General features: G+C 40.0%; 10 protein-coding genes. 9 read left to right on the forward strand and 1 reads right to left on the reverse strand.

Going from position 1 to position 23,273, the window contains the following annotated elements; all coding sequences use genetic code 11:
* Positions 1-12 precede the first annotated feature (12 nt).
* The 7 genes from ACM0OY_RS14115 to ACM0OY_RS14145 all read left to right on the forward strand — a co-directional run bounded on the left by ACM0OY_RS14115 (position 13) and on the right by ACM0OY_RS14145 (position 18,699).
* Positions 13-11,049, forward strand: a complete 11,037-nt coding sequence (locus ACM0OY_RS14115; RefSeq protein WP_414569468.1) for an amino acid adenylation domain-containing protein — start codon at positions 13-15, stop codon at positions 11,047-11,049.
* A 219-nt stretch (positions 11,050-11,268) separates the two neighbouring features.
* On the forward strand, positions 11,269-12,117 hold the full coding sequence (locus tag ACM0OY_RS14120; RefSeq protein ID WP_414569469.1) for a cupin-like domain-containing protein: 849 nt from the start codon (positions 11,269-11,271) through the stop codon (positions 12,115-12,117).
* Positions 12,118-12,220: 103 nt separating this feature from the next.
* Positions 12,221-13,585, forward strand: coding sequence for an MFS transporter (locus ACM0OY_RS14125; RefSeq protein ID WP_414569470.1), 1,365 nt, complete (start codon positions 12,221-12,223; stop codon positions 13,583-13,585).
* Between the two features lie 88 nt (positions 13,586-13,673).
* Positions 13,674-14,069, forward strand: coding sequence for a hypothetical protein (locus ACM0OY_RS14130; protein WP_414569471.1), 396 nt, complete (start codon positions 13,674-13,676; stop codon positions 14,067-14,069).
* A 150-nt stretch (positions 14,070-14,219) separates the two neighbouring features.
* A complete protein-coding gene (locus ACM0OY_RS14135; RefSeq protein WP_414569472.1) occupies positions 14,220-15,857 on the forward strand; it encodes a glycosyltransferase family 39 protein in 1,638 nt (545 codons plus the stop codon).
* 65 nt (positions 15,858-15,922) lie between these two features.
* Complete coding sequence (locus ACM0OY_RS14140; protein ID WP_414569473.1) at positions 15,923-16,447, forward strand: GtrA family protein; 525 nt, start codon at positions 15,923-15,925, stop codon at positions 16,445-16,447.
* 209 nt (positions 16,448-16,656) lie between these two features.
* Positions 16,657-18,699 carry an alpha-amylase family glycosyl hydrolase gene (locus ACM0OY_RS14145; RefSeq protein WP_414569474.1) on the forward strand — a complete coding sequence of 681 codons (2,043 nt, stop codon included), beginning with the start codon at positions 16,657-16,659 and terminating at the stop codon, positions 18,697-18,699.
* A gap of 27 nt (positions 18,700-18,726) precedes the next feature.
* Here the strand turns inward: ACM0OY_RS14145 and ACM0OY_RS14150 are convergent, their stop codons facing one another.
* Positions 18,727-20,046, reverse strand: coding sequence for an MFS transporter (locus tag ACM0OY_RS14150; RefSeq protein ID WP_414569475.1), 1,320 nt, complete (start codon positions 20,044-20,046; stop codon positions 18,727-18,729).
* A 280-nt stretch (positions 20,047-20,326) separates the two neighbouring features.
* Here ACM0OY_RS14150 and ACM0OY_RS14155 point away from each other — a divergent pair, with 280 nt between their 5' ends.
* Together ACM0OY_RS14155 and ACM0OY_RS14160 are read left to right on the forward strand one after the other, a co-directional pair.
* On the forward strand, positions 20,327-21,979 hold the full coding sequence (locus ACM0OY_RS14155) for an ABC transporter ATP-binding protein/permease (RefSeq protein WP_414569476.1): 1,653 nt from the start codon (positions 20,327-20,329) through the stop codon (positions 21,977-21,979).
* A 27-nt stretch (positions 21,980-22,006) separates the two neighbouring features.
* Positions 22,007-23,233, forward strand: a complete 1,227-nt coding sequence (locus tag ACM0OY_RS14160; RefSeq protein ID WP_414569477.1) for a macrolide family glycosyltransferase — start codon at positions 22,007-22,009, stop codon at positions 23,231-23,233.
* Positions 23,234-23,273: the final 40 nt, after the last annotated feature.

The following is a 23,273-nucleotide window of genomic DNA, read 5'->3' on the forward strand; positions in this document are numbered from 1 at the left end:
CAGGATTATTATATGAGCCTAAAAGATAAAATCGAAGATATCTTTCCCCTCACACCCTTACAAAAAGGATTATTATTTCATTCCTTATATGAACCAGAGTCTGGCATTTATTTTGAGCAATTCCATTGCCGTTTAGAAGGAAATGTTTCTGTAATTGCAGTCCGCCAAGCATGGCAAACTTTAGTTGACCGCCATACGATTTTACGGACTGCCATTATCACCAAAGGGCAAACTGAACCCGTACAAGTTGTATTCCGCAATCTCGTATTTAAGATAGCAGAAGAAGATTGGCGTGGTTTAAGTAACTCCGCCCAAAAAACCCGCCTGAGAGAATTTCTGGAAGCAGATAGACGACAGGGATTTATTCTTAATCGTCCGCCTTTGATGCGAGTAACTTTAATTCGTCTAGGCGAAGACTGCTGGGATTTAGTGTGGAGTCACCACCATCTAATTTTGGATGGTTGGTCTTGGCCGATACTACTACGTGAATTCTTGATGTTGCACAAAGCAGCTAAAGAAAATGTAGAAATTTCCCTGCCAAATGTGCGCCCTTACGGTGATTTTATTGCTTGGTTAAAACAGAACAACCCCCAAGAAGGTGAATCCTTTTGGCGTGAATATATGAGTGGCTTTGAAAGTGCTACTCCCTTATTAATCTTGTCCAAAGCAAAGCTAAGTAGTGCTTTTGAAAGTGGAGAAATAAAACATCAATTATCGCCCGAAAATACTGATTTATTGCAGAAATTAGCCCGTAATTGTAGCGTCACCCTCAACACTGTGATTCAGGGGGCTTGGGCGATATTACTTAACCGTTATAGCCGCAACACAGACATAGTTTATGGAATTACAGTAGCGGGACGACCCCCAGAACTACCAGAAGTAGAAGGGATGATTGGCCCTTTTATTAACACTTTGCCGTTTCGCGTCTTAATATCTGGCGAAAAAACCCTTGATTCTTGGTTGCAAAACCTGCAAGCACGCACAGCTTTAATGCGTCAGTTTGAACATTCCAGCCTATCAGATATTCAAGGATGGAGTGATGTTCCACGAGGACAACCACTGTTTGAAAGTTTGCTGGCTTTTGAAAATTTTCCGGTTGATAAATCGTTAAAAACAGCAGATTTTGGGTTGAATGTTCCTGAGTCGTCTTTCTTTGAAACTACCCATTATCCCTTGACTTTAGTGGTTGTTCCGGGGGATGGACTCTCACTCAAATTAAGTTACAATGCGAGTCGCTTTGATGCGGTGGCTATGGAATTATTGCTAGAGCAATTCTGCCATCTACTGTTTAACATGGCAAATAATGCTCAAGCACCTTTGCAGTCTTTATCGCTAATTGGTCATAAAGAATCGGTAATTGAGAACAGGCTAATTACCAATTACCCCTTCGGGGTTCGTCAGTCGCTCATGGGGGAAACCCCCAAGACCGCGCTGACTCACGAATCACCAATTACTATCAGGGAAATATTTGCAGAAACTGTAAACAAATATCCAGACCGCATTGCTCTAACATTTGAGAATGAAAGCTTTACATATAAAGAACTAGACCGCCTTTCTCAGCATCTTGCTCAATATCTCCAAAAGCAAGGTATTGGTGCAGATAAACGAGTGGTAATTTGTCTGGAGCGCTCTCCAGAACTGATTATAGCTATGTTGAGTGTAGTTAAGGCAGGGGGTGTTTATGTTCCTATTGATCCGGCTTATCCTCGCGATCGCATCGAGTTTACCATTTCTGACTGTGAAGCGGAATTAATTCTTACCACAACTACTATCAGTCCCCAACTTCCAGAATCCACACCTAAAATTTGTCTGGATGGGGAAGATGCGCCCTATTTAACTGAAAGCAATGAACCTTTGACAGGAGATACTCTTGACCCTAACTCAGGGGCTTACATTATCTACACATCTGGTTCGACAGGGAAACCCAAAGGTGTATTAGTCACCCAGCACAACGTTACCCGATTATTCCGCAGCACCCAGCAATGGTTTGAATTCAACGAGCAGGATGTTTGGACATTCTTCCATTCCTTCGCCTTCGATTTTTCCGTTTGGGAGATTTGGGGAGCTTTGCTTTATGGCGGGCGACTGGTAATCGTTCCTTATTGTGTCAGCCGTAACCCCCAAAGCTTCCTTCAGCTGCTTCACAATGAGCAAGTTACTGTCTTGAATCAAACTCCCTCTGCTTTTGTTCAATTACTAGCAGCAGAATCAAGTGTGAGAGAGATTGTCCCTCCCTTACGGTACATCATTTTTGGCGGCGAAGCCCTGAATCTACCAAGTTTGCGTCCCTGGTTTGAACGTCATGAAGAAAATCAGACGCGCTTGGTGAATATGTACGGAATTACAGAGACAACAGTCCACGTCACCTATAGAGTTATTAGCAAAAAAGATATAGAGGACTCATCTGGTAGCTTAATTGGTCAACCAATCCCCGATTTACGTCTTTATATCCTGGATTCTGATGGTAATCTCCTACCAACTGGAGTGATTGGTGAAATTTATGTTGGGGGTGCTGGAGTGGCGCGTGGTTATCTTAATCGACCAGAACTCACCGCAGAACGATTTGTAGAAGATGCTTTTTCAGTAGATTTACTATCACGTTTGTATCGCACTGGTGATTTAGGACGTTTTCTCCCTAACGGCGATTTGGAATATTTAGGACGCATAGATTATCAAGTGAAAATTCGCGGCTTCCGCATTGAAATTGGCGAAATTGAAGCCGTTATTTCCCAGTTCCCTGAGGTGCAGGAAACTATTGTTTTAGTTCATTCTGAAACCCAAAGTAATCAACAACGCTTAATTGCTTATGTAGTTTGTACTCCTGGAAAGCAACCAACCATCGAAACACTGCGAAATTATTTGCAGCAGCATTTGCCAGATTATATGATACCGTCGCAGATTGTTTATCTGGAACAATTACCACTGACAGTCAACGGTAAAATAGATCGCAAAGCGCTACCCGCACCAGAAATTAAACGGGAAAATCTTGAAGTTACCTTTGCTCCTCCCGCTACACCCATCGAGGAAATTTTAGCTGACATCTGGCAACAAGTTTTAGGTATAAATCGCATCGGAAGATTTGATAATTATTTTGTTTTGGGTGGCGATTCTATCCGCAGTATTCGCGTTGTTTCGCTCGCACAAACTCAAGGCTTGAACTTAAAATTAGAGCAAATTTTTGCCCATCCTGTGCTGTTAGATTTAGCCACATTGTTGGCAAAATCAGAAGTAGTAGACAGCGATAATATTGATGAAGAACCCTTCGCCTTAATTTCACTTGCAGATAAAGAAAAGTTCCCAAATTGGGCTGAAGATGCCTATCCTTTGGCACAACTGCAAGCAGGAATGCTCTTTCATGGTGAATATTCACAAAGTTCTACAACTTACCATGATGTTTTCAGCTTCCGAATTCGTATACCTTTTGATCTCAAAGTTTGGGAAGCAGCTTATACCCAAATGTTTGCCAGACATCAGATATTACGGACGGCATTTTATTTAGCTGAATTTAGTCAACCGATTCAGGCAGTTGTTAAAGAGGTAACTGCTAAAGTTGTTTTTCAGGATTTAACTAATTTATCGCCCTCAGCACAAGATGATTATGTAAAAACATTTATTGCCAAAGAACGGGAGAATCGCTTCGAGTACAAGAGTGCGCCATTAATGCGTTTTCATATTCACCTACTCGATGATAATGTGATGCAAGCATCTTTTACTTTGCATCATGCCATCATGGATGGATGGAGTTTAGCTAACTTTTTATCAGAATTAACAGGCTTATACCTATATCTACTCGATCGGGGTGTACCTGCGCCACCAACTCCACCAGCTTTGAAATACTCTAGGTTTATTACCTTAGAAAAACAAGCTTTGGTTGATAGTAGTCAGCGAGAGTTTTGGCAAAATAAACTGGCGGAAATTCCCTTCACTAGACTACCAAGGTGGCCGGGTGTGCTTCCCCTAGAAACGAAAATGGGAAAATTTGATCTCACTTTATCAGAAACAATTTCCCACAACTTAAAAGATTTATCTAAGCAATTGGGCGTTCCTCTAAAAACGTTATTACTAGCAGTTCATCTCCAAATTATTGGTTTTTGCTCTGGCGACACAGAAGTAGTTACTGGATTGGTGAGCAATGGTAGACCGGCAGAAACTGATAGCGATCGCGTTTTAGGACTATTCTTAAATACATTGCCATTACGCTTGTCTTTACCGAGAGGTTCTTGGGTTGATTTAATTGCAGAAACTTGGCGGGCTGAACAAGAGTTAATGCCAAATCGTCGGTTTCCTTTGGCAGAATTGCAAAGGTTAAATGGGAATCAACCTTTATATGAAACATCTTTTAATTTTGTTCATTTCCACGTTTATCAAGGACTGCTTAATTGGCGAGAGGTAGAATTAATCCAGGCGGAATCTTTAGATGAAACAAATATTCCTTTTGCTGTCAGTTGGAGTGAGGAAGTAGGTGCAGGACTTCTTTCATTTAATATCACTTACGATCGTCAACAATTTAATGATGAGCAAATCAAGAATATTGTTAACTATTACCAAAGAAGTTTGAAGTCGCTAATTGCAAATCCACAAGCTAATCGTGAATTAGGCATAGATAGTTTAATTCAAAATTTGCAATTACCAATCCCCAATTTCCAATCACTAATACATGAAAATTTCGCCCAACAAGCAGCAAAAAATCCTGATTCTATCGCTGTTATTTGTGAGGGAGAAAGTTGGACTTATGCCCAATTGAATCAAAAAGCCAATCAGTTGGCGCGATTTTTAGGTGAGTTTGGTATTAGTGTAGAACAGCCTGTGGGTATTTATTTGGAACGTTCTTTAGACATGGTTTGCGCTATGTTGGCGGTTCTGAAGGCAGGTGGTTGCTATGTGCCAATTGACCCTGATTATCCAGCTGTGCGTATTCAGTCGATGTTGGAGGATGCTAATGTTAGTTTGCTGCTGTCTCGTTCTGATTTAGAAATTTGGAATGGGAAAAACGAACCGCAGAGGACGCAGAGGGCGCAAAGTAACGAGAGTAAAACAAATTTTTTGGATGATTTTTGTCAAGTTATCTGTGTTGATATTTATAGGGAAGAAATTGCAGTTCAATCTGTTGAAGATTTACAAATTCAGGTTTTAGCTGACAATATCGCCTATATCATATTTACATCTGGTTCTACTGGACGACCGAAAGGTATTGCAATTTCCCATGGGGCTTTAGCCCAGCATCAAGCTTGGTTTTTAGAGACTTTTGGGGTGAATTGTGAGGATGTAGTGTTGCAAAAGACACCATTTAGCTTTGATGCTTCGGTGTGGGAATTCTGGACACCTTTGATGGTGGGAGCTAAACTCGTGATGGCGAAGCCGGGAGGTCATCAAAATCCGGCGTATCTAGTCAAAACTATTCAGCAAGAAAATGTGACTTTGCTGCAATTGGTACCGAGTCTTTTAGAAATACTCCTTGGTGAACCGGGATTTTCTGAATGTTCATGTCTGCGTTTAGTTTTTAGCGGTGGTGAAGCGCTGAAAAGACGGGTGTGGGATGAGTTTAGAGATGTTGCATCTAAATTGGTGAATCTTTATGGCCCGGCGGAAACAACTATTGATGTTGCTTTTCATTGTTGTGGAGAAAAGGAAATTACCGAAGTTATTCCCATCGGCAAACCAGTCAGCAACACTCGTTTATATATCCTAAATTCTCATCTGCAACCTGTGCCTATTGGTACACCGGGTGAATTATTTGTGGCTGGCTCCCAATTAGCTCGTGGTTACTGGAATTCCCCAAGCATGACCGCTGCAAGCTTTTTACCCGATCCTTTTGTTGAAAATGCAGGCAGTCGGATGTACCGCACAGGCGATCGCGCCCGGTATTTACCTGATGGTAGTATTGAGTTTCTAGGACGTGCAGATCAACAAGTCAAAATTCGAGGTTTCCGCATCGAAACTGGCGAGATTGTGGCAGCTTTAGAAAAACAAGCTTGGGTAGTTCGGGCTGTCACCAAAGCTATTGCTACTCCTGGTAAACCCAATCGACTAGTTGCTTATCTGGAACTGAAAATACCACCGACATCCTGGCAAACAGTTTTGCGATCGCAATTATTTGCCCTGCTCCCTGATTATATGATTCCTTCGGTGTTTGTCAGTCTCGATGCTTGGCCGTTACTGCCTAATGGGAAAATTAACCTTAACGCTTTACCTGCTCCTAATGAAGAGAATATCATAGGCCGTGAGGAATATATCGCCCCACAAACCAAAACTGAAGAGATTTTAACTAAACTTTGGCAGCAAGTACTACAAGTATCCCGTGTGGGAATTAAAGATGACTTCTTTGAACTGGGAGGAGATTCGATTCTTGCCCTACAAATTATTGCTAAAGCACGGGATGCTGGACTTTATTTCACGCCACAAGATTTGTTTAAAAATCCCCAAGTTGCAGCACTTACACCTCATATTAAAACAACAGCAAAATTACCCAATGCTTTATCAATTCCTGTAGGTAGTGAAGTAGCGCTAACTCCTATTCAGCAATGGTTTTTCCAGCAATCTTTAGAACACCCTGAATACTGGAATCAGACGGTTTTATTGGATATCAAACCGGGATTTAATGCGTCACATTTTCAAACAGTTTTAAGCCATATTGCCGCAAGTCATCCAGCTTTTCGCCTGCGATTCCACCAAACTGAAGCTGGATGGATACAATGGTTAGATGATGATAGTCATGTTTTAAATTTTGATATTGTAAACCAAACTGCTATTTCTCAAACAGAATTACAAAAAATTGCCAGTCAATTTCAAGCACAACTTAATTTAGCCACTGGCCCTCTATTTCGCGCCGTCTACTTCCATAATGATGAGAATAAATCCGATAAATTACTGCTAATTATCCATCACCTTATAGTTGATGGTATTTCGTGGCGCGTCATTTTGCAAGATTTAGCGATCGCTTGTGATGCTTTACAAAAGGAACAGGAAATTTCCTTATCTGCTCATAGTGTCGGTTTCCCACAGTGGACTCAACATCTACATACCCTAACTGAAAATTCTGATTGGCAAGAAGAAGTAGCTTTCTGGAAAACCCAACAAGTTTCTAATTCAGAATTACCCCTTGATTTTCCTGATGGCATAGCAGAAAATACAGAAATTTCTGCTACTCAAATAGAATGCAATTTCAGCAAATATGAAACTGATAGTCTGCTGTATGAACTACCGCGCACTCACAAAGTTAGGATTCAGGAAGTTTTGCTGGCAGTTCTTTTAGAAGTGGTGACAGAATGGACAAATGATTCAAAAATATTAATTGCCCTAGAAAGTCACGGACGAGAAAGTGATTTTACTGCCATTGATGTCTCTGATGCTGTGGGATGGTTTACATCTCTTTTCCCCTGCAAATTAGAGAAAACTCAAAAGAGCAAATTCAGCAATTTAGAAAGCGTCAAAGAACAGTTGCGTAACTTGCCAAATAATGGCTTTGCTTACGGTATCCTCTCTCAAAACTCAGAATTCGCATCTATCTTACCGCCAATTCCCCAAGGTATCCTGTTTAACTATTTGGGGCAATTTGATGAAAACCTTTCCCAAGCAGCACCCTTTACTCCAGCTAACGAAGATGTCGGACTATCCCGACACCCAAAAAATAGGCGGGCTTTTCAACTAGAAATTACTAGTTTAATTGCTAACGGCAAACTCCAAATACGGTTTGGTTTTAGCAAAGCTTTGCACCGAGAAGAAACGATTCGCCGTTTAGCAGATAGTTTTTCTAAACATTTACAGACTTTGTTAGCAACTAGCCGCCAGCAAGAATACAGTTTAACATCTACTGATTTTCCCCTCGCTAACCTTAATTCAGAACAATTAGTTATTGCTTTGGCGCGAACTACTGATGTAGAAGATATTTATCCTCTATCCCCTGTTCAGGAAGGAATACTTTTCCATGCAAATTATGAATCAGAAAAAGATATTTATCTGCAACAGGTAAGTGGTGAAATTGAAGGGTTTCTAGACGTAGAAACTTTTAAAAAGGCTTGGAAATCTTGTATTAACCGCCATCCTAGTTTACGCGCTTCCTTTATCTGGCAAGATTTACCCCGACCGTTGCAACGCATTCACCGCCGGGTCAATTTGCCCTTTGTCTACGAAGACTGGCGCGGATGCGATATTAATGAAGTAGCAATGAAATGGTCAATTCTGTTAACAGCAGACCGTCACCAAAGTTTTTCAACAGAAAGGGCCCCACTGATGCGGATGACGTTAGTGAGAACTCAAGAACAGAAATGGCAATTTCTCTGGACTCACCATCATTTACTTTTGGATGGTTGGTCATTACCTCTAGTTTTCCGGGATGCGATCGCATTTTACCAAGCTAAAACAGAACGCCCAAATTTACCACAACCACCCATCTACCGAGACTTTATTGCTTGGTTGCACAAACAAGAATCTGGTTTGGCAGAATCTTTCTGGCGCAAACAATTAAACGGTTTCCGGGAAGCAACTACTTTTGGTATTAAAAAACACTATTCTGAAAATTACCAAACTTTACAAACTACTATCCCCAAAGCAATTTACACCCAACTCAAAATATTTGCTCAAAATAATCAAGTAACATTAAATACTTTAGTGCAAGCTGCTTGGGGCATTCTGTTGAGCCGATATAGTGGTTCTGAAGATGTAGTTTTTGGTGTCACCGTATCGGGACGTACTACCGAATTATCAGGTTTTGCAGAGATGGTGGGTCTATTTATTAACACCTTGCCCTTGCGTCTGAAATTAGATGCAGCTACACCATTGAAACCGTGGTTAATAGAATTGCGCGATCGCATCTCGGCAATTAATCAATATTCCTTCACTCGTTTAGTAGATATTCAAGAATGGAGTGACATTAAGAGAGGAGAACCGTTGTTTGAATCCATTGTGGTTTACGAAAATTACCCAGTGGAAGAAAGTCTGCGTCAAAATCCAGGAGAACTGGCGATCCATTCTGTTGAATCTTTGGAGAAAAATCATTACCCCATCAGTCTATATGCCTTGCCAGGAGATGATTTAACGCTGAAAATCGCTTTTGGGCAGCAGATTGGGAGTGCAAAAACACGAGGAGATATCTTACATCATCTAACCCAAATATTGACCAGTTTTGTTACCGAAAAACCGCAATTCATTGGTGAAATTAGTTTGTTATCGAAAGCGGAATTAGGTAAGATAAATTCCCCATTACCCATTACCCATTACTCTAATACTCCAATACATGAATTATTCAGTCAACAAGCCGCTCAAACTCCCGAAGCGATCGCTGTTTTCCCCTCCCTAACCTACGCAGACTTAGAACGCAAATCTAACCAAGTTGCTCACGCACTACTACAACTTGGTGTGACGCGAGAAACCTTAGTGGCGGTTTGTTTAGAACGTCATGCAGGTTTGCCGATTGCACTGTTAGGAATCATGAAAGCAGGTGCGGCCTATGTACCACTAGATCCTACCTTCCCGCGCGATCGCCTGGAGTGGATGCTTGCAGATAGCGCGGTGGCTGTAATCATCACCGAAGATCAACTTGTGTCAGCGCTTCCAGCATCATCAGCAAAAGTTCTGTTACTAGATTCGGTTTCGACCCAACCAGATACCGCACCACCTGCGGTTGCTGGTAACAACCACTTAGCTTACGTTATCTATACATCCGGTTCCACTGGACGACCCAAGGGAGTACAAATTCAGCATGAATCTTTGGTGAATTTCCTCCTCAGTTTCCAAGAAAAACTGCGACTGACTGCTGCTGATACCCTAGTTGCAGTAACTACAATTTCTTTTGATATTGCTGGACTAGAACTTTTCTTACCATTAATTAGCGGTGCAAAATTAGTCCTAGCTGACAAGGAAACTACCAGAGATGGATTTAAGTTAGCTCAACTAATGCAAACATCCCAAGCCAGGGTGATGCAAGCCACTCCAACTACCTGGAGATTGCTCTTGGCTGCTGGTTGGCAACCAAATGATAGTTTTCGCATCCTCTGCGGTGGAGAAGCTTTGCCAGTTGATTTAGCCGCCTCTCTTCTCAACTCTCAGGTGAATCTGTGGAATGTTTACGGGCCGACGGAAACCACAATTTGGTCTACCGTCAAAGAAATTAAGCTGCAACAGGATGCACATTCCATAGGTAGGGGAATTGCCAACACATCAATTTATATTTGGGATAATGCTGGTAATCCTGTTCCAGAAGGGGTTGTAGGTGAGTTGTTGATTGGGGGAGCAGGATTAGCACGAGGTTATCGCCAAAGACCAGATTTGACGGCGGAAAGATTTGTTCCCAATCCCTTAGCCACAAATCCCGGTGAGCGATTATATCGGACTGGTGATTTGGCGCGTTGGCTACCCAATGGTGAAATTGAATTTTTGGGACGCATCGATTACCAGGTTAAAATCCGTGGTTTCCGTATTGAACTAGGGGAAATTGAAACCGTTTTAGAAACTCATCCTGCGATCGCCCAAGCTATTGTCCAAGCTATTGACAACAATGTAGCAGGTAAAAAGCTTGTTGCATATCTAGTTTTCAAATCTGAAGCTGAAAAACCTACTCTTGAAACTTTGCAATCATATACGTTGGCAAAACTACCCGATTATATGCTGCCTGACTCTTGGGTGTTTCTAGATGCGATGCCTCTAACACCTAATAATAAAGTTGATCGCCTTGCTCTACCCTTACCAAATCAGTTTGATCATCAAGTTGATTATACAGCGCCGAGAAATGCGATCGAAGAAGCATTAACCTATATTTGGCAAGAAATTCTGCAAGTCGATAAGGTGGGAATTATGGATGACTTTTTCCGACTGGGCGGACATTCTTTATTAGCCGCTCAAGTTCATGCTCGCATTAGAAAAGTATTTTTGATTGATTTAGAATTACGAGAACTTTTTGATACGCGAAGAATTGAAAAAATGGCACAACTTTTATTAGCGCGAGAACCTCAAGTGGGACGCACTGAAAAAATAGCGAAAGCGTTTTTACGCCTCAAACAAATGACACCAGAAGAAAAGGCTAAACTTCTCCAAGACAAACGTAAAAAGGATTGAAAAAAGGCTGGATTGTCATGTTTTTAAATCAAGGACAACAGTAACTTTCATGTGATTCACCAAGGCGGCGGGAAACACACTTGCTTTTTGGGGTGTTTCGACTGCGCTCAACACAAGTGTTCGGGATAGCCGCCCCGCCGCCGTTAACTGTTAATGTGAAATCCCATCCCCTTTTAGGTGTGGGATGATCTGAAAAAATCTACAAATAGGAATTTTTTGATGAGTAAACATGATTTAACCACAGTGAGGCACATTGAACGGGTTGAACAACCGACAAGAGAAGAATTCCAAAGGAATTTTCTCTCTCCTAGAAGACCCGTCATCATCACTGGTGCTATTAATGATTGGAATGCTCTCTCTTTATGGACTGCAAATTATCTAACTAGCTTATTCAGTGATAAACAGGTTGAGATAAGTGTTTCTCAAAATAGTATTTTTACAGGCAATCTGGAAAATGGATTTGCTAATTTGAGACAGAAAATGCAATTTAGTGACTTTATCAACGTCCTGAGTTCAAAAAATAAATTTGATAAATTCTACTATCTCCAACAACAGTCAATCCCTACAGAATTTCCCGAACTCTTGAAAGATATTAAGTTTCCAGAATATTTTGATAAAAAGTTATTTGTCGATCCAACTATTTGGATTGGTTCTGGCGGTAACACATCTCCATTGCATTATGACGCAATGGATAACTTATTTATTCAAGTTAGCGATCGCAAGCGTTTCCTGTTGTTTGACCCCCAACAAACATCTTCATTATATCCTTTCCCTGCTGGTTCAAAAATTCCCCACATGAGCCAAATAAATATTGAAGAACCAGATTTAGAAAAATTTCCCAATTTCCAAAAAGCCAAATATTTTGAGTGTATTGTCGAACTCGGGGAAATTTTATTTATTCCTGCTTTTTGGTGGCATCAAGTATACTCCCTAGGCAATTCAAATCACGAGCTAAACATTTCTGTAAATTTCTGGTCTAAGCCACCTATGAGTCAATTTTTAACCCCTCCTGGTCGAAGATTGGCAGCGCAGATACCCGCTATTTTAAAGAGAGCTTTGAGTCGATGATTCTATATTAGAATAGTATAATCTGTGATTTTTTTAATCTCTGAACATTTGTTATTTACCTCATATTCTACCAATCACAAAATATACAACTAATTTATGAAATATGTATGTAAGTAAACTAATTGAACTAATTCGTGAATTGCGTAATTTTACTCTCTTCTGGCTGGGGCAATCTCTGTCTGAAATCGGAAATCGCTTGACAGGATTTGGCTTAGGTATCTGGGTTTATCATAACACTCATGCTGTTACACAATTAAGCTTAGTTATATTTTTTACAACTTTGCCAGGTGTATTAATCACTCCCTTTGCTGGTGCATTAGTAGATAGGTGGAATCGAAAATGGACAATTATTTTTAGTGAAATAGCTGCGGCTTCAATTACACTCACACTTGCTATATTGCTACTGACTGGCAATCTACAACTCTGGCATACTTATGTTTCTGCGTTTTTTACTTCAGTCTGCGGTTCTTTTCAAATGACTGCGAAGGGAGCTGCTTTACCATTGATGGTTCCTAGCAATCAGATGGGGAGGGCTAATGGCTTGATTCAGTTCAGTACAGCATTAGGACAACTGGTTGCACCAATCCTAGCGGCTATACTCATCGCCAATCTACAACTTCAGGGCTTGCTACTGATTGATTTGTCTACCTATTTAATTGGATTATTAACCCTAATATTTATTAATATTCCTCAGCCAGAATCGAGTATTGTGCCAACTATGGGAATGTCTACCATCATCAATGATATTGTTTATGGCTGGGAAAACATTTACTCTCGCTTTTTCTTGCTGATTCTACTGTCATTCATGACAATTTATTTTTTTGTGAATGGCATGACTTCTGTCTTAATTAATCCCTTAATATTATCCTTTTCCTCGGCTACGACATTTGGGAGTGTAATGTCAATTGCCGGCGGTGGAATGGTTGCTGGCAGCATCCTTATGAGTATCTGGGGAGGAGGGAAAAAATCGCTCTCTCCTCTGTTTCTATTTTCGGCATTAAATGGAATAGGTTTAATAATCACTGGTATTAAACCCTTTATTCCTACCATAGCCTTAGGCATTTTTATTTCATTTTTTACCTTGCCGATTATTCTAGGTATTAATAGTACAATTTTGCAAACTAGCATCCCGCCAAATATTCAGGGACGTGTTCTTTCATTGTTCTACACTTTGGCAGGCTTGGCTGGGGCTTTTGGTAATCTTAGCGCCAGCCCTCTAACTGATGGTTTTTTGGAACCTATGCTATCTACTGATGGGGTACTTGCTAGTACTGTTGGGCGGTTGATTGAAACTGGTTCAGGGCGTGGAATCGGTTTTTTAATGGTTCTTGAAGGGCTACTTGTTTTAATTATCTCAGTCATTTTGTACAATTACTTTGCATTAAAACAAATGGATGAAGAATTGTTAAATACTAATGAGCTAATAGTAAAGAATAAGATAATAAATACGTTGGATCAAGAACATTAAAAAGTTATTCAACTGCTTCAAAACTGCAATATCTGTCACTAGAACATGGTAAGCAATTTTTTTTTAGCCTCATTGAGGTATCTTTGAAATGGAGAAAATTACTGCTACTGTCTACGATACAATTGACCCATACCAATGTGACCTTTTGCAATCCCTCCTTACTAACCCCTTTAATCCCACATTACAAGAAATATTTGGGGATGAGTTCAAATCTCAATCAGAATTTTACCAACTTCCTGCTACACCGCTCTTTACCATCAAGCAATGGGAAGCTTACCATTCTGAATTTTATACTCATAAAAACATGCAGGTTGGCACATATATCGAATACCCGCAAATTCAAGCCCGCCTCTATAGACCGATCAAACCTATAGAGAGTGTTGCGGAAATATTAGACCTTGAACACCAAGTTCATCAAAATGAAACTTTAAAAAAAATGCATTTGATTGATATGGTCGTGGTCGCGAATAAAAATGGTGATTAGAGCAATTTTATTTGAGTTCTGAGTATTTCATAGGACGCTGTTAGCGCAAAGAATACGACTCCAAAGCATAAATGATGCCTTACAGTCTACTAAAAGACCTTCCAAGCGGCGTTCACAACAACTTTCTCTGTAATGATACATATGCAATAAATGGACAAACCGCAATTATTAGCAGAAGCAAATCCCCCGACTTGGTTAAAAATCTTACTAATAATCCTCATCGGGTTAGGTATTTTCTTTCGCTTTGCCCATCTAGGACATAAAATATACTGCTGTGACGAATCTTGGACATCCGTAGCAATTTCTGGTCACACTGTGGCCGAGCTAAAACAGGAAGTTTATAATCATCAAGGCACAATTCCTATTAGCACCTTCGACAAATATCAGCACATTAATCCAGATCGTGGTGTAGCTGATACAGTTAATTACTTAATCACCTCAGACCCACAGCATCCCCCCTTATATTACGTAATGGTGAGATTCTGGGTGCAAGTATTTGGAGATTCACCTACTGGGATCAGGAGTTTATCAGCACTCATCAGTCTGTTCATATTTCCCAGCGTCTATTGGTTGTGTTTAGAGTTGTTTGAGTCTCCACTTGTGGCATGGGTAGCGATGGCATTAATTGCCGTTTCTCCTTTGCAGTTATTTTTTGCTCAAGAAGCACGTCAATACAGTTTGTGGATGGTAGAGATTTTACTATCGAGTGCTGCTTTATTGCGAGCTATTAGACAAGAAAAAAAAGAAAATTGGGTTTTGTATACCCTCACCTTAGTTTTAGGATTATACACCCATTTATTCACAGTTCTGGTAATTATAGCTCATGGTATTTATGTAGTTATTCAACAACAGTTTCACTTCAGCAAAACCTTACTCAATTATCTGCTTGTTAGTATTGCTGTCTTCTTAATGCTTTTGCCTTGGTTGATTGCGATCATCCCCCACACTAGCACAGCACTAGAGCTAACTTCAGGGTCGGCACTAAAGTGGATAAATAATCCCTTCGAGCTAATTGCTATTTTTTTGATTCGAGTCACTCGAATATTTTTCGATCTTAATTTAACCTCAGATATATTTGGGTTTAATAGTTTTACTCTTGAAGGCTCTTTATTTTATAGTATTCCTGCGTTAATATTCAGTTTAAGCTTGATTATTTACTTGGGATTTTTCCTCAGAAAATTTCCAATAAATAAAACCAGTCTATTGATTTTTATCTTGGGAGGTTTTCCCAGTCTATTGTTAGTGATATATGACCTAATTTATGGAGGTATTCGCTCCATTCAAGTTCGTTACCAACTGCCTTTATATCTTAGTCTAGAAATTATTGTAGCCTATATTTTAGCTTTTAATATTTTGCAACAACATAATTGGCAGGCAAAAATATCTCAATTCCTAATAGTCGGATTGTTCATAGCAGGTTTAGTTTCTGATGCCAGATTTTTTCAAGCGGAGAATTGGTGGCTGCAATCCGATGGTCAATATATTAGAGAAACAGCTCAAGTTCTCAATCAATCAGAAAAGCCTTTACTGATAATTAATGACTATCCTGTTAATTTGGGAGGAATTCTAACCTTAAGTCATTATTTACCAAAAGTTTGTCTACTACCTGTAGCAGATAATTTTCTGCTGCCGATTTCTCCGAAATATAGTCATATTTTATTTATGCAAAATAGTAGTAGTTTATTTCATCAAATGGAGCAAGATATAACCTATTCTTTGAAAGTGATTAAAATACTTAATTTACCACCTGGAGGTTTATGGGAATTTGAGAAAATCGAACGAACTTAAACAGTAGTACTTGAGATTATACAAGTGCTAGAAATGGAGTAAAAATATGATAAGTATGAAACTGAATGAATTACGATCTTCAGATTAACGATCGCACAAATCGACTATACTTAACTTGGCTCTTTATGAGTAGGTTGATTCGTTTCGCCATAGTAGGTTTAAGTGGTGTATTTGTAGACTTGGGAGGATTCTATGTTCTGCATACCCTGTTGGGTTGGTTGTTAACTCCGAGTGCAATACTTTCAACAGAGATAGCAATTATTAATAATTTTCTCTGGAATGATGTATGGACTTTTGGTGATGTGTCTGTTCAGCAACAATTAGTCCAGCGTTTGCAACGTTTTTTCAAGTTCAACCTAATTTGTTTTTTTGGACTTATTTTCAATGCTTTAATTGTGAATTGGCTGTTTTATCGATTTAGAGTGAATGAATATTTGGCAAAATTGGTAGCAATCCTTTGTGTGACTTTTTGGAATTTTTCGCTTAACTGGAAGGTTAACTGGCAAACAAAGGAGACAAAAGTAGATGTTTTGAGAGATGGTGATAAGGCAAATCTCTCAATTTTTATGCTGATGATACAGTGGATTTAGTATTTTACAAATATGGAAAAACTGGAAAGAGAAAAAACGATATTCGCTAATAATTTGAATATAAAGAAACTTTCTGTAATATTTAAGACAAATAATAGTAATATGCAAGGATGATTTCTAGAATAAAATTTTGATTTATGAATCAGGAAGTCCATTACCTGAGATAAATTGTTTGCCAACTCCCCATCTTTAATTCGTAGGAATGCTATATGCGCTATTTTGACGAATACTGTGAAGTACATCTCGACCCTAGCACAGCACCATATACTTGGGTGTTTAGGAGTGATGAAAAAATCTCCCTCAGATTTGGTGTTCACTTATCTAAAAATCCAGATTATGGTCAGATAGCGTATGAATTGAATGATGGACAAGGATATTGCGATTCAGATCGAATTACGGCACAAACTGAAAGCATTATAGACAATGGCTTCCAAATGTTCTCACTCATCCTACCACCTATCAGTAGTGGGGGAGGATATCGCTACAGTTTAGGTTATGTGGATACATTTGGTAATGAACATACAAGCACGCGATCGCATTTTTTGTTAGTCTGTGATGAAGCACCCCGCTCAATGGCTGAAATTCCATCTGTATTCCTGGGCTATGTAGATAATCAGCCTTTATATGGACTAAAACCAAAGGTTGCAATGACATCTAGTCCTAATGATTGGGATGCACGTCTATTTTACTCAATCATGATCGATCGATTTGCTCGCAGTGCAGACAGCAACTACACTGGTCTAAGTGCAGTCAAATACGATCCGACTTCCCCCTATACAAGTCATGGTGGGACTATTCGGGGCGTAATTGAGCAGATAACATACTTGAAGTCATTGGGAATTAGAGCCATTATCCTCAGCCCTGTCTATGTCAACGCTGCTGATGGCTATCATGGCTATCATCCCATCCACTTGTTGATGGTTGATCCACGTCTGGGTACACTTATGTGTCTGCGTGAGTTGGTGAAAACTGCTCATGAAGCTGATATTGCAGTCATTTTAGACGTAGTTAACAACCATATTGCAGATAGCATTAACTGGGAAGAGTATGGGGGACCACCAGGGGGAAAGTTTAAGTATGTGCAAGGTGATGACTTTGCAGTCATGCCTTTTCCTATAGAAGCACGTAACACATTACTCTTCCACGGGCCTGAATACACTGATATGGTAAATCAAAGACTCTTTGGCTTTCTGGAAGATTGGCGAACAGAGACAAGTTATGTTCGAGAATTGCTGATTCAACACCTAAAATACTGGATTGCAGAAACAGACATTGATGGCTTCCGATATGATTCAGCACGTCATGTTGGTCTTGATTTCTGGGAGCCTTGCGTTGAAGAAATATCAAGGTATGCTGCCTATCTTGGGAAAAAGCAGTTTCTACAAATAGCCGAACACGCTGGCAGTACCCATGAAGAAGTAATTGCCTACAATGGGGCTAAATTTTCAAATCTGATCGACTACCCTACTTATTATGCTGTCAAGCATTCTTTGACTGATGGTAATTGGCTAGGGGGTTTGGCAGATTATTTTTGTGGTTTTCTAGAGCCATCACACGCATATCATGCTGGTTGGCGGAATAATATTATGTTCCTCGATAACCAAGATACAAGTAGAATTTTCCATCAATTCTTAAGTTGTCTAGGAAGCCAAAATGAAGCGCGAGTCCGTTTATATTTTGCACTTTCTTGCTTGATTTTAGGGCCACAAATACCTTCTATTTATCAAGGAACAGAGCAAGAATTTTCTGGCGCTTTAGGGATGCATCAACATCAGGATACAGGTGAGTGCATTGGTCATGATTGCTATGTGCGGGAAGATATGTTTGATAACCCTGGGTGTGTGTGGGAGTTTGGGCCGATTAACCGCAAAATTTTTGAACCATATAATAAAAACCACCCAAGTTTTTTACTAATTCGACAGCTTGCCGAAATTAGGTTTCAAAACAGACTAATTCAGAGTGGAAACCGCACTCTCTTATGCTCTAGAAATAATGGTCTCTGGTGTGTACTCATTCATGGTGCAGAGTATGAACAGCCACTTTTCGTTGCGATGAACCTGGGAGCCATACCAGTATTGGAGGAGGCTTTCAAAATTCCTAATTGGTACGGGGAGTTCTGCGGAGTCGATATGCTGATTGCTACATCAGGTGGAGTATTCCATCTTGTGGAAGGTGGTATGCGAATTAAACTTCCACCATTTACATTTGTCTTAGGACGACTATTACAGGCGACAAGTAAAGCTCAAGAATAGGAGCAAGTTTTATTGCCTCTCTAATCTCTACATGGGGGACACCTTGCTTGCTGAAGATTCAAAATCAGGCACATTAACTTCTAAGTCTCGGATGGCAGGGTATTGGGAGCCGATAAATGCTGTTACTAATATAAAACACCCGATAATTACGAACAATAGTCCAATACCACGACCAGGCCCAGAGCCAATTATTTGGCCAACCAGTACTTGAGACCAAAGTCCATCAAAAGCCATCAGTGGCTCGAAAACATAGTCAGCTAGTGGGCCTGCAACGATCGCAGCTAGCGGTACAGCGACCCCCCACATCGCTCCGGTTAATGCAAATACTCTTCCCTGTACCGACTCAGCAACTTTTGTCTGCAAGATAACTTGCACTGAGCCATTGATGAAAGGTGCAGTCAGGAAGAAAAGTAAAGTAGCGATCGCAATTTGGATGATAGAAGGGCGTAAACCAGCAATGGCAATGCACACCCCACTCAATGACATAGTGATTAGAACAGGGCTGATCAAGTTCTGCCAACTATTCTTCCATGTACTCATCACTATAGCCCCTACGAACATACCAAGACCGCTAGCAAATGCAATCTGTCCTAATTTAGCTGGCGTAGTTAAAGAAAGAATTAGGGGAAAGCTTAGTACACTGACAAAGCCAACCAGGAATTGGTAAATCGTGAACAGAATCACAAAGCTGAGTAGTCCAGGACGCTCTGTTAGATAAGTCCAGCCATACAGTGTTTCTTGCAAAAGTGAGGTATGCGGAGTGTCCTCATTGGCATCAGTAGCTTGGCTTAACTCCGGGAATCGCACTAACAGAAGGGGAACAAGGGCAACTAGTAAAGTTGCGAAGTCGATGATGAGAATGCCTCTTTGCTTAACAATACCCAGCAAAATACCTGCTAGTAAAGGCGAGATGATTTGCTGAATGCCCATTCCCAATTGAATCATACCGCTCACCCGTGCTAAATCCTCTTGAGGCACCAAAGAGGTAATGGAAGCTTTATAAGCGGGCGTATGGAAAGCACCGATGATGGAAGTGATGATATTTCTGAGATAGATATGCCAAATCTCTAGTTGACCAATACTGATTAGCAGTATCAGAATTAGGGTACACAGTCCTTTACAGACATGACTAATAATCATTATCCAGCGACGATCCCAACGATCGACTAATGTGCCTGCTATTGGCGAAATGACGATGAGTGGTATTGTACAAGTCAGGGTAAGGAAAGCAAATTGGGTAGCAGAGCCAGTTTGCTGGAATACCGAGATATCCAGAGCAAACCCAGTCATAGAGACGCCAATCAGAGAAATTAATTGTCCTAACCAAATAAATGTGAAAATACGCATTTTTATGTATAAAATTATGATTTGGTTGTCGTTCTGTATTATATGTATACTTGGTCAAATTGAGATGAAAGTACTACTTATTGTAACTAAGAGGAAGTGCGTAAACTCTAGATTGCGGAGTAGATATACAGGAATAAAGTTAGCGATCGCTAGTAGGGGGTAAATTGCGATCGTCAAGGACACTCTCTTTTGAACCTGTGCGTGATTAATCCCTACCGCAGTAACTAGAAGGCATAGTTATGAAAATCCTCAGAACTAGAAAAATTTATATAGTCTACAAATGAATCGATTCAGCTTGAAAGCGGTTAAACGGTTTTGGGCGATCGCTCAACTCTATTGGTTAGGTAATGAAAAACGAGGTGCTATAGGTTTACTTGTGCTTCTCGGAGTTTTATTGTTAGCTACTACCCAAGTCAAGGTATTGTTAAATAGTAAACAAGGAGATTTAATTTCTGCCCTTTCCGCTCATAATAGTACTAAATTCTGGCAAGGTATACTGGTTGCGTTCGGGGGAATAATTGTCTTTGGTTTTCTAAATTCTGCCTATGGTTATCTGCGAGAGACAATCGGCATTTATTGGCGACGATGGTTGACCCATCATTTACTTAATCAATATTTCAAAAATCGCGCTTTTTATGAGGTGAGTAACTCCCACAAAGAGATTGATAACCCAGACCAACGTATTTCTGAAGATGTTGCCAATTTCTGCCAGCAATCTATTCAATTTTTGGTCAACTGTCTGGAATCTGTTTTTGTAGTAATTGCTTTTAGTGTCATTCTCTGGTCTATTTCAAAAAATCTAGTTATTGTTCTGGTAATTTACTCCATTTTAGCCTACGCCATAACAATTGGGTTCTATGGCAAAAAATTAACGCAACTAAATTTTGAACAACTCAAAAAAGAAGCTGATTTTCGCTTTGGTTTAGTTCGTATAAGAGAGAATGCCGAGTCTATTGCTTTTTATAACGGTATCCTTCAAGAAGCCAATAAAATTAAACTTATATTTAATGAGGTTTTTAATAATTTTAAGCGATTGATATTATGGTCAGAGGTGTATTTAAATATATTTAAATATCAGTTTGGTTATCTACCCTGGATCATACCAGCATTGATTTTAGGAAACCAGATTCTGTCAGGTGAAACAGAGGTGGGAAAAGTTACAGAAGCGGGTGGTGCCTTTGGGCAGGTCGCTTTTTCTGTGAATCTGATTATGTATCAGTTTGAAAAATTCACTAAATTTGCTGCTTCAATTAATCGCCTATATATTTTTTCTGAATATCTCAAACAGCCAAGCAAAGCAATAGCTAATGCTAAGACTATTGATATAGTCATAGACAGCCGTTTAGCTTTGGAAAACCTGACTGTCCAAACTCCCAATTATCAAAAAACTTTATTTAGTAACCTTTCTGTAGCATTGCCAACAGGGCAGGGATTACTAATTATGGGAGATAGCGGTTGTGGTAAAAGTTCTTTGTTGCGTGCCTTAGCTGGTTTATGGAATTCGGGAACAGGTGTAATTGTTCGTCCAGAATTAGAAGAAATACTATTTTTACCGCAGCGCCCTTATATGATTTTAGGGACTCTTCGGGAGCAGTTAATCTATCCTAACGCCAAGGTTGATCTCAGTGATGAAGAACTTCATCAAGTTCTCCACAGAGTAAATTTGTCAGACTTAGCAGAACGGTTTGGTGGTTTTGAGGTCGAGCAAGATTGGAGCGATCTTCTTTCTTTAGGGGAACAACAAAGATTAGCTTTTGCTCGGCTTTTAATTACGAAACCCAAATATGCAATTTTAGATGAAGCAACCAGTGCTTTAGATATTAACAACGAAGAACATCTTTATAGTCTTTTAGTAGAAACAGGGATAACCTTTATTAGTGTTGGTCATCGCCCTACTCTCAAGAAATATCATCAGGTTATTGTTAATCTTTGAATTTTTAAAACTAGCAGGGTATTTTCTATGAGCCGTGTAATATTTATGAACGTTTCAGCTGCCGGGCACGTAATTCCCACCTTTGGATTAGTGACGGAGTTGGTGAAGAGATGTGAAGAGGTAATTTACTACGAAATTCCCCGTTTTCAACAAGAAATCGAGTCTTTTGGAGCTGCTTTTCGTTGCTATCCTCAACTCAATCCTGAGACAGCGCCACCATCTGAAAATGAAATGTCTCTAGTGCCCTCTCTAACTTGGTGTACTCGTGAGATGCTACCAGCACTCTTAGAATCAGTGCGTGCAGAAAAGCCAGATTATATTATTCACGACTCTCTCTGTCTCTGGGGAAGACTAGTAGCGCAGTTGCTCAATATTCCCGCTATTAATTCCATTGCTACAGCCGCTTTTACTCCCGAAAGTTTCTATGAATGTCCTTGGCTGAGGAAGAAACTACCACGATTGTTAAAAGAGGCGGCTGTCGGGATGAAGCACTATCGTCAACATCAACGTGAGTTACGAGCAACTTATGGTGTACCTCCAATTAAATTTGTTGACACTTTTACTAATATTGAACCTCTCAACATTTGTTATTTACCCCTAGAACTCCAACCTTATAGCGATAAATTTGATAAACGCTTTCATTTTGTTGGCCCTTGTAATCCAGTGCGGGCAGTAGAATATGATTTCCCAATGGAGAAATTGCATTCATCCAAGCTCATCCTGATTTCATTTGGGAACATTCACGACCCAGGTTTGGGATTTTACCAGAAATGCATTGAGGCTTTTGCTAACACCGATGCTCAGGTAGTAATGGTGTTGAGTCCAGCTTTAGATGTCACACTTCTAGGAGATATTCCAGAAAACTTTATCATTCGAGCTATGGGTACTGTTCCCCAATTACAAATATTAGAACGTGCCAGTCTATTCATTATGCACGGAGCAGGCGGTGGAACACGGGAAGCTGTCTGGTATTCGGTACCAATGATTGCAGTACCACAAACTTATGAGCAAGAAATCATTTCCCGCCGCATTCAGGAGCAGGGTGCAGGAATTATGATGATGTTAGAAGATATAACTCCAGAAGGCTTGCAGCAGACGGCACAACGAATTTTTGATAATAACTCTTTCCGAGTAAATAGTGGTCGTTTGGGCGATGCTTGTCGTGCGGCTGGCGGAGTAAAGCGAGCGGTAGATGAAATTCTGCGATATGTTTATGAACAGAAATCTTCACAGCCATTACAATATATATCTTAATTGCTGCTAGAGAAGTTAGAAAAAATTTGTAAATAAAGTT

The sequence above is a fragment of the Nostoc sp. CCY 9925 genome (assembly GCF_963920935.1).
GTDB lineage: Bacteria > Cyanobacteriota > Cyanobacteriia > Cyanobacteriales > Nostocaceae > Nostoc.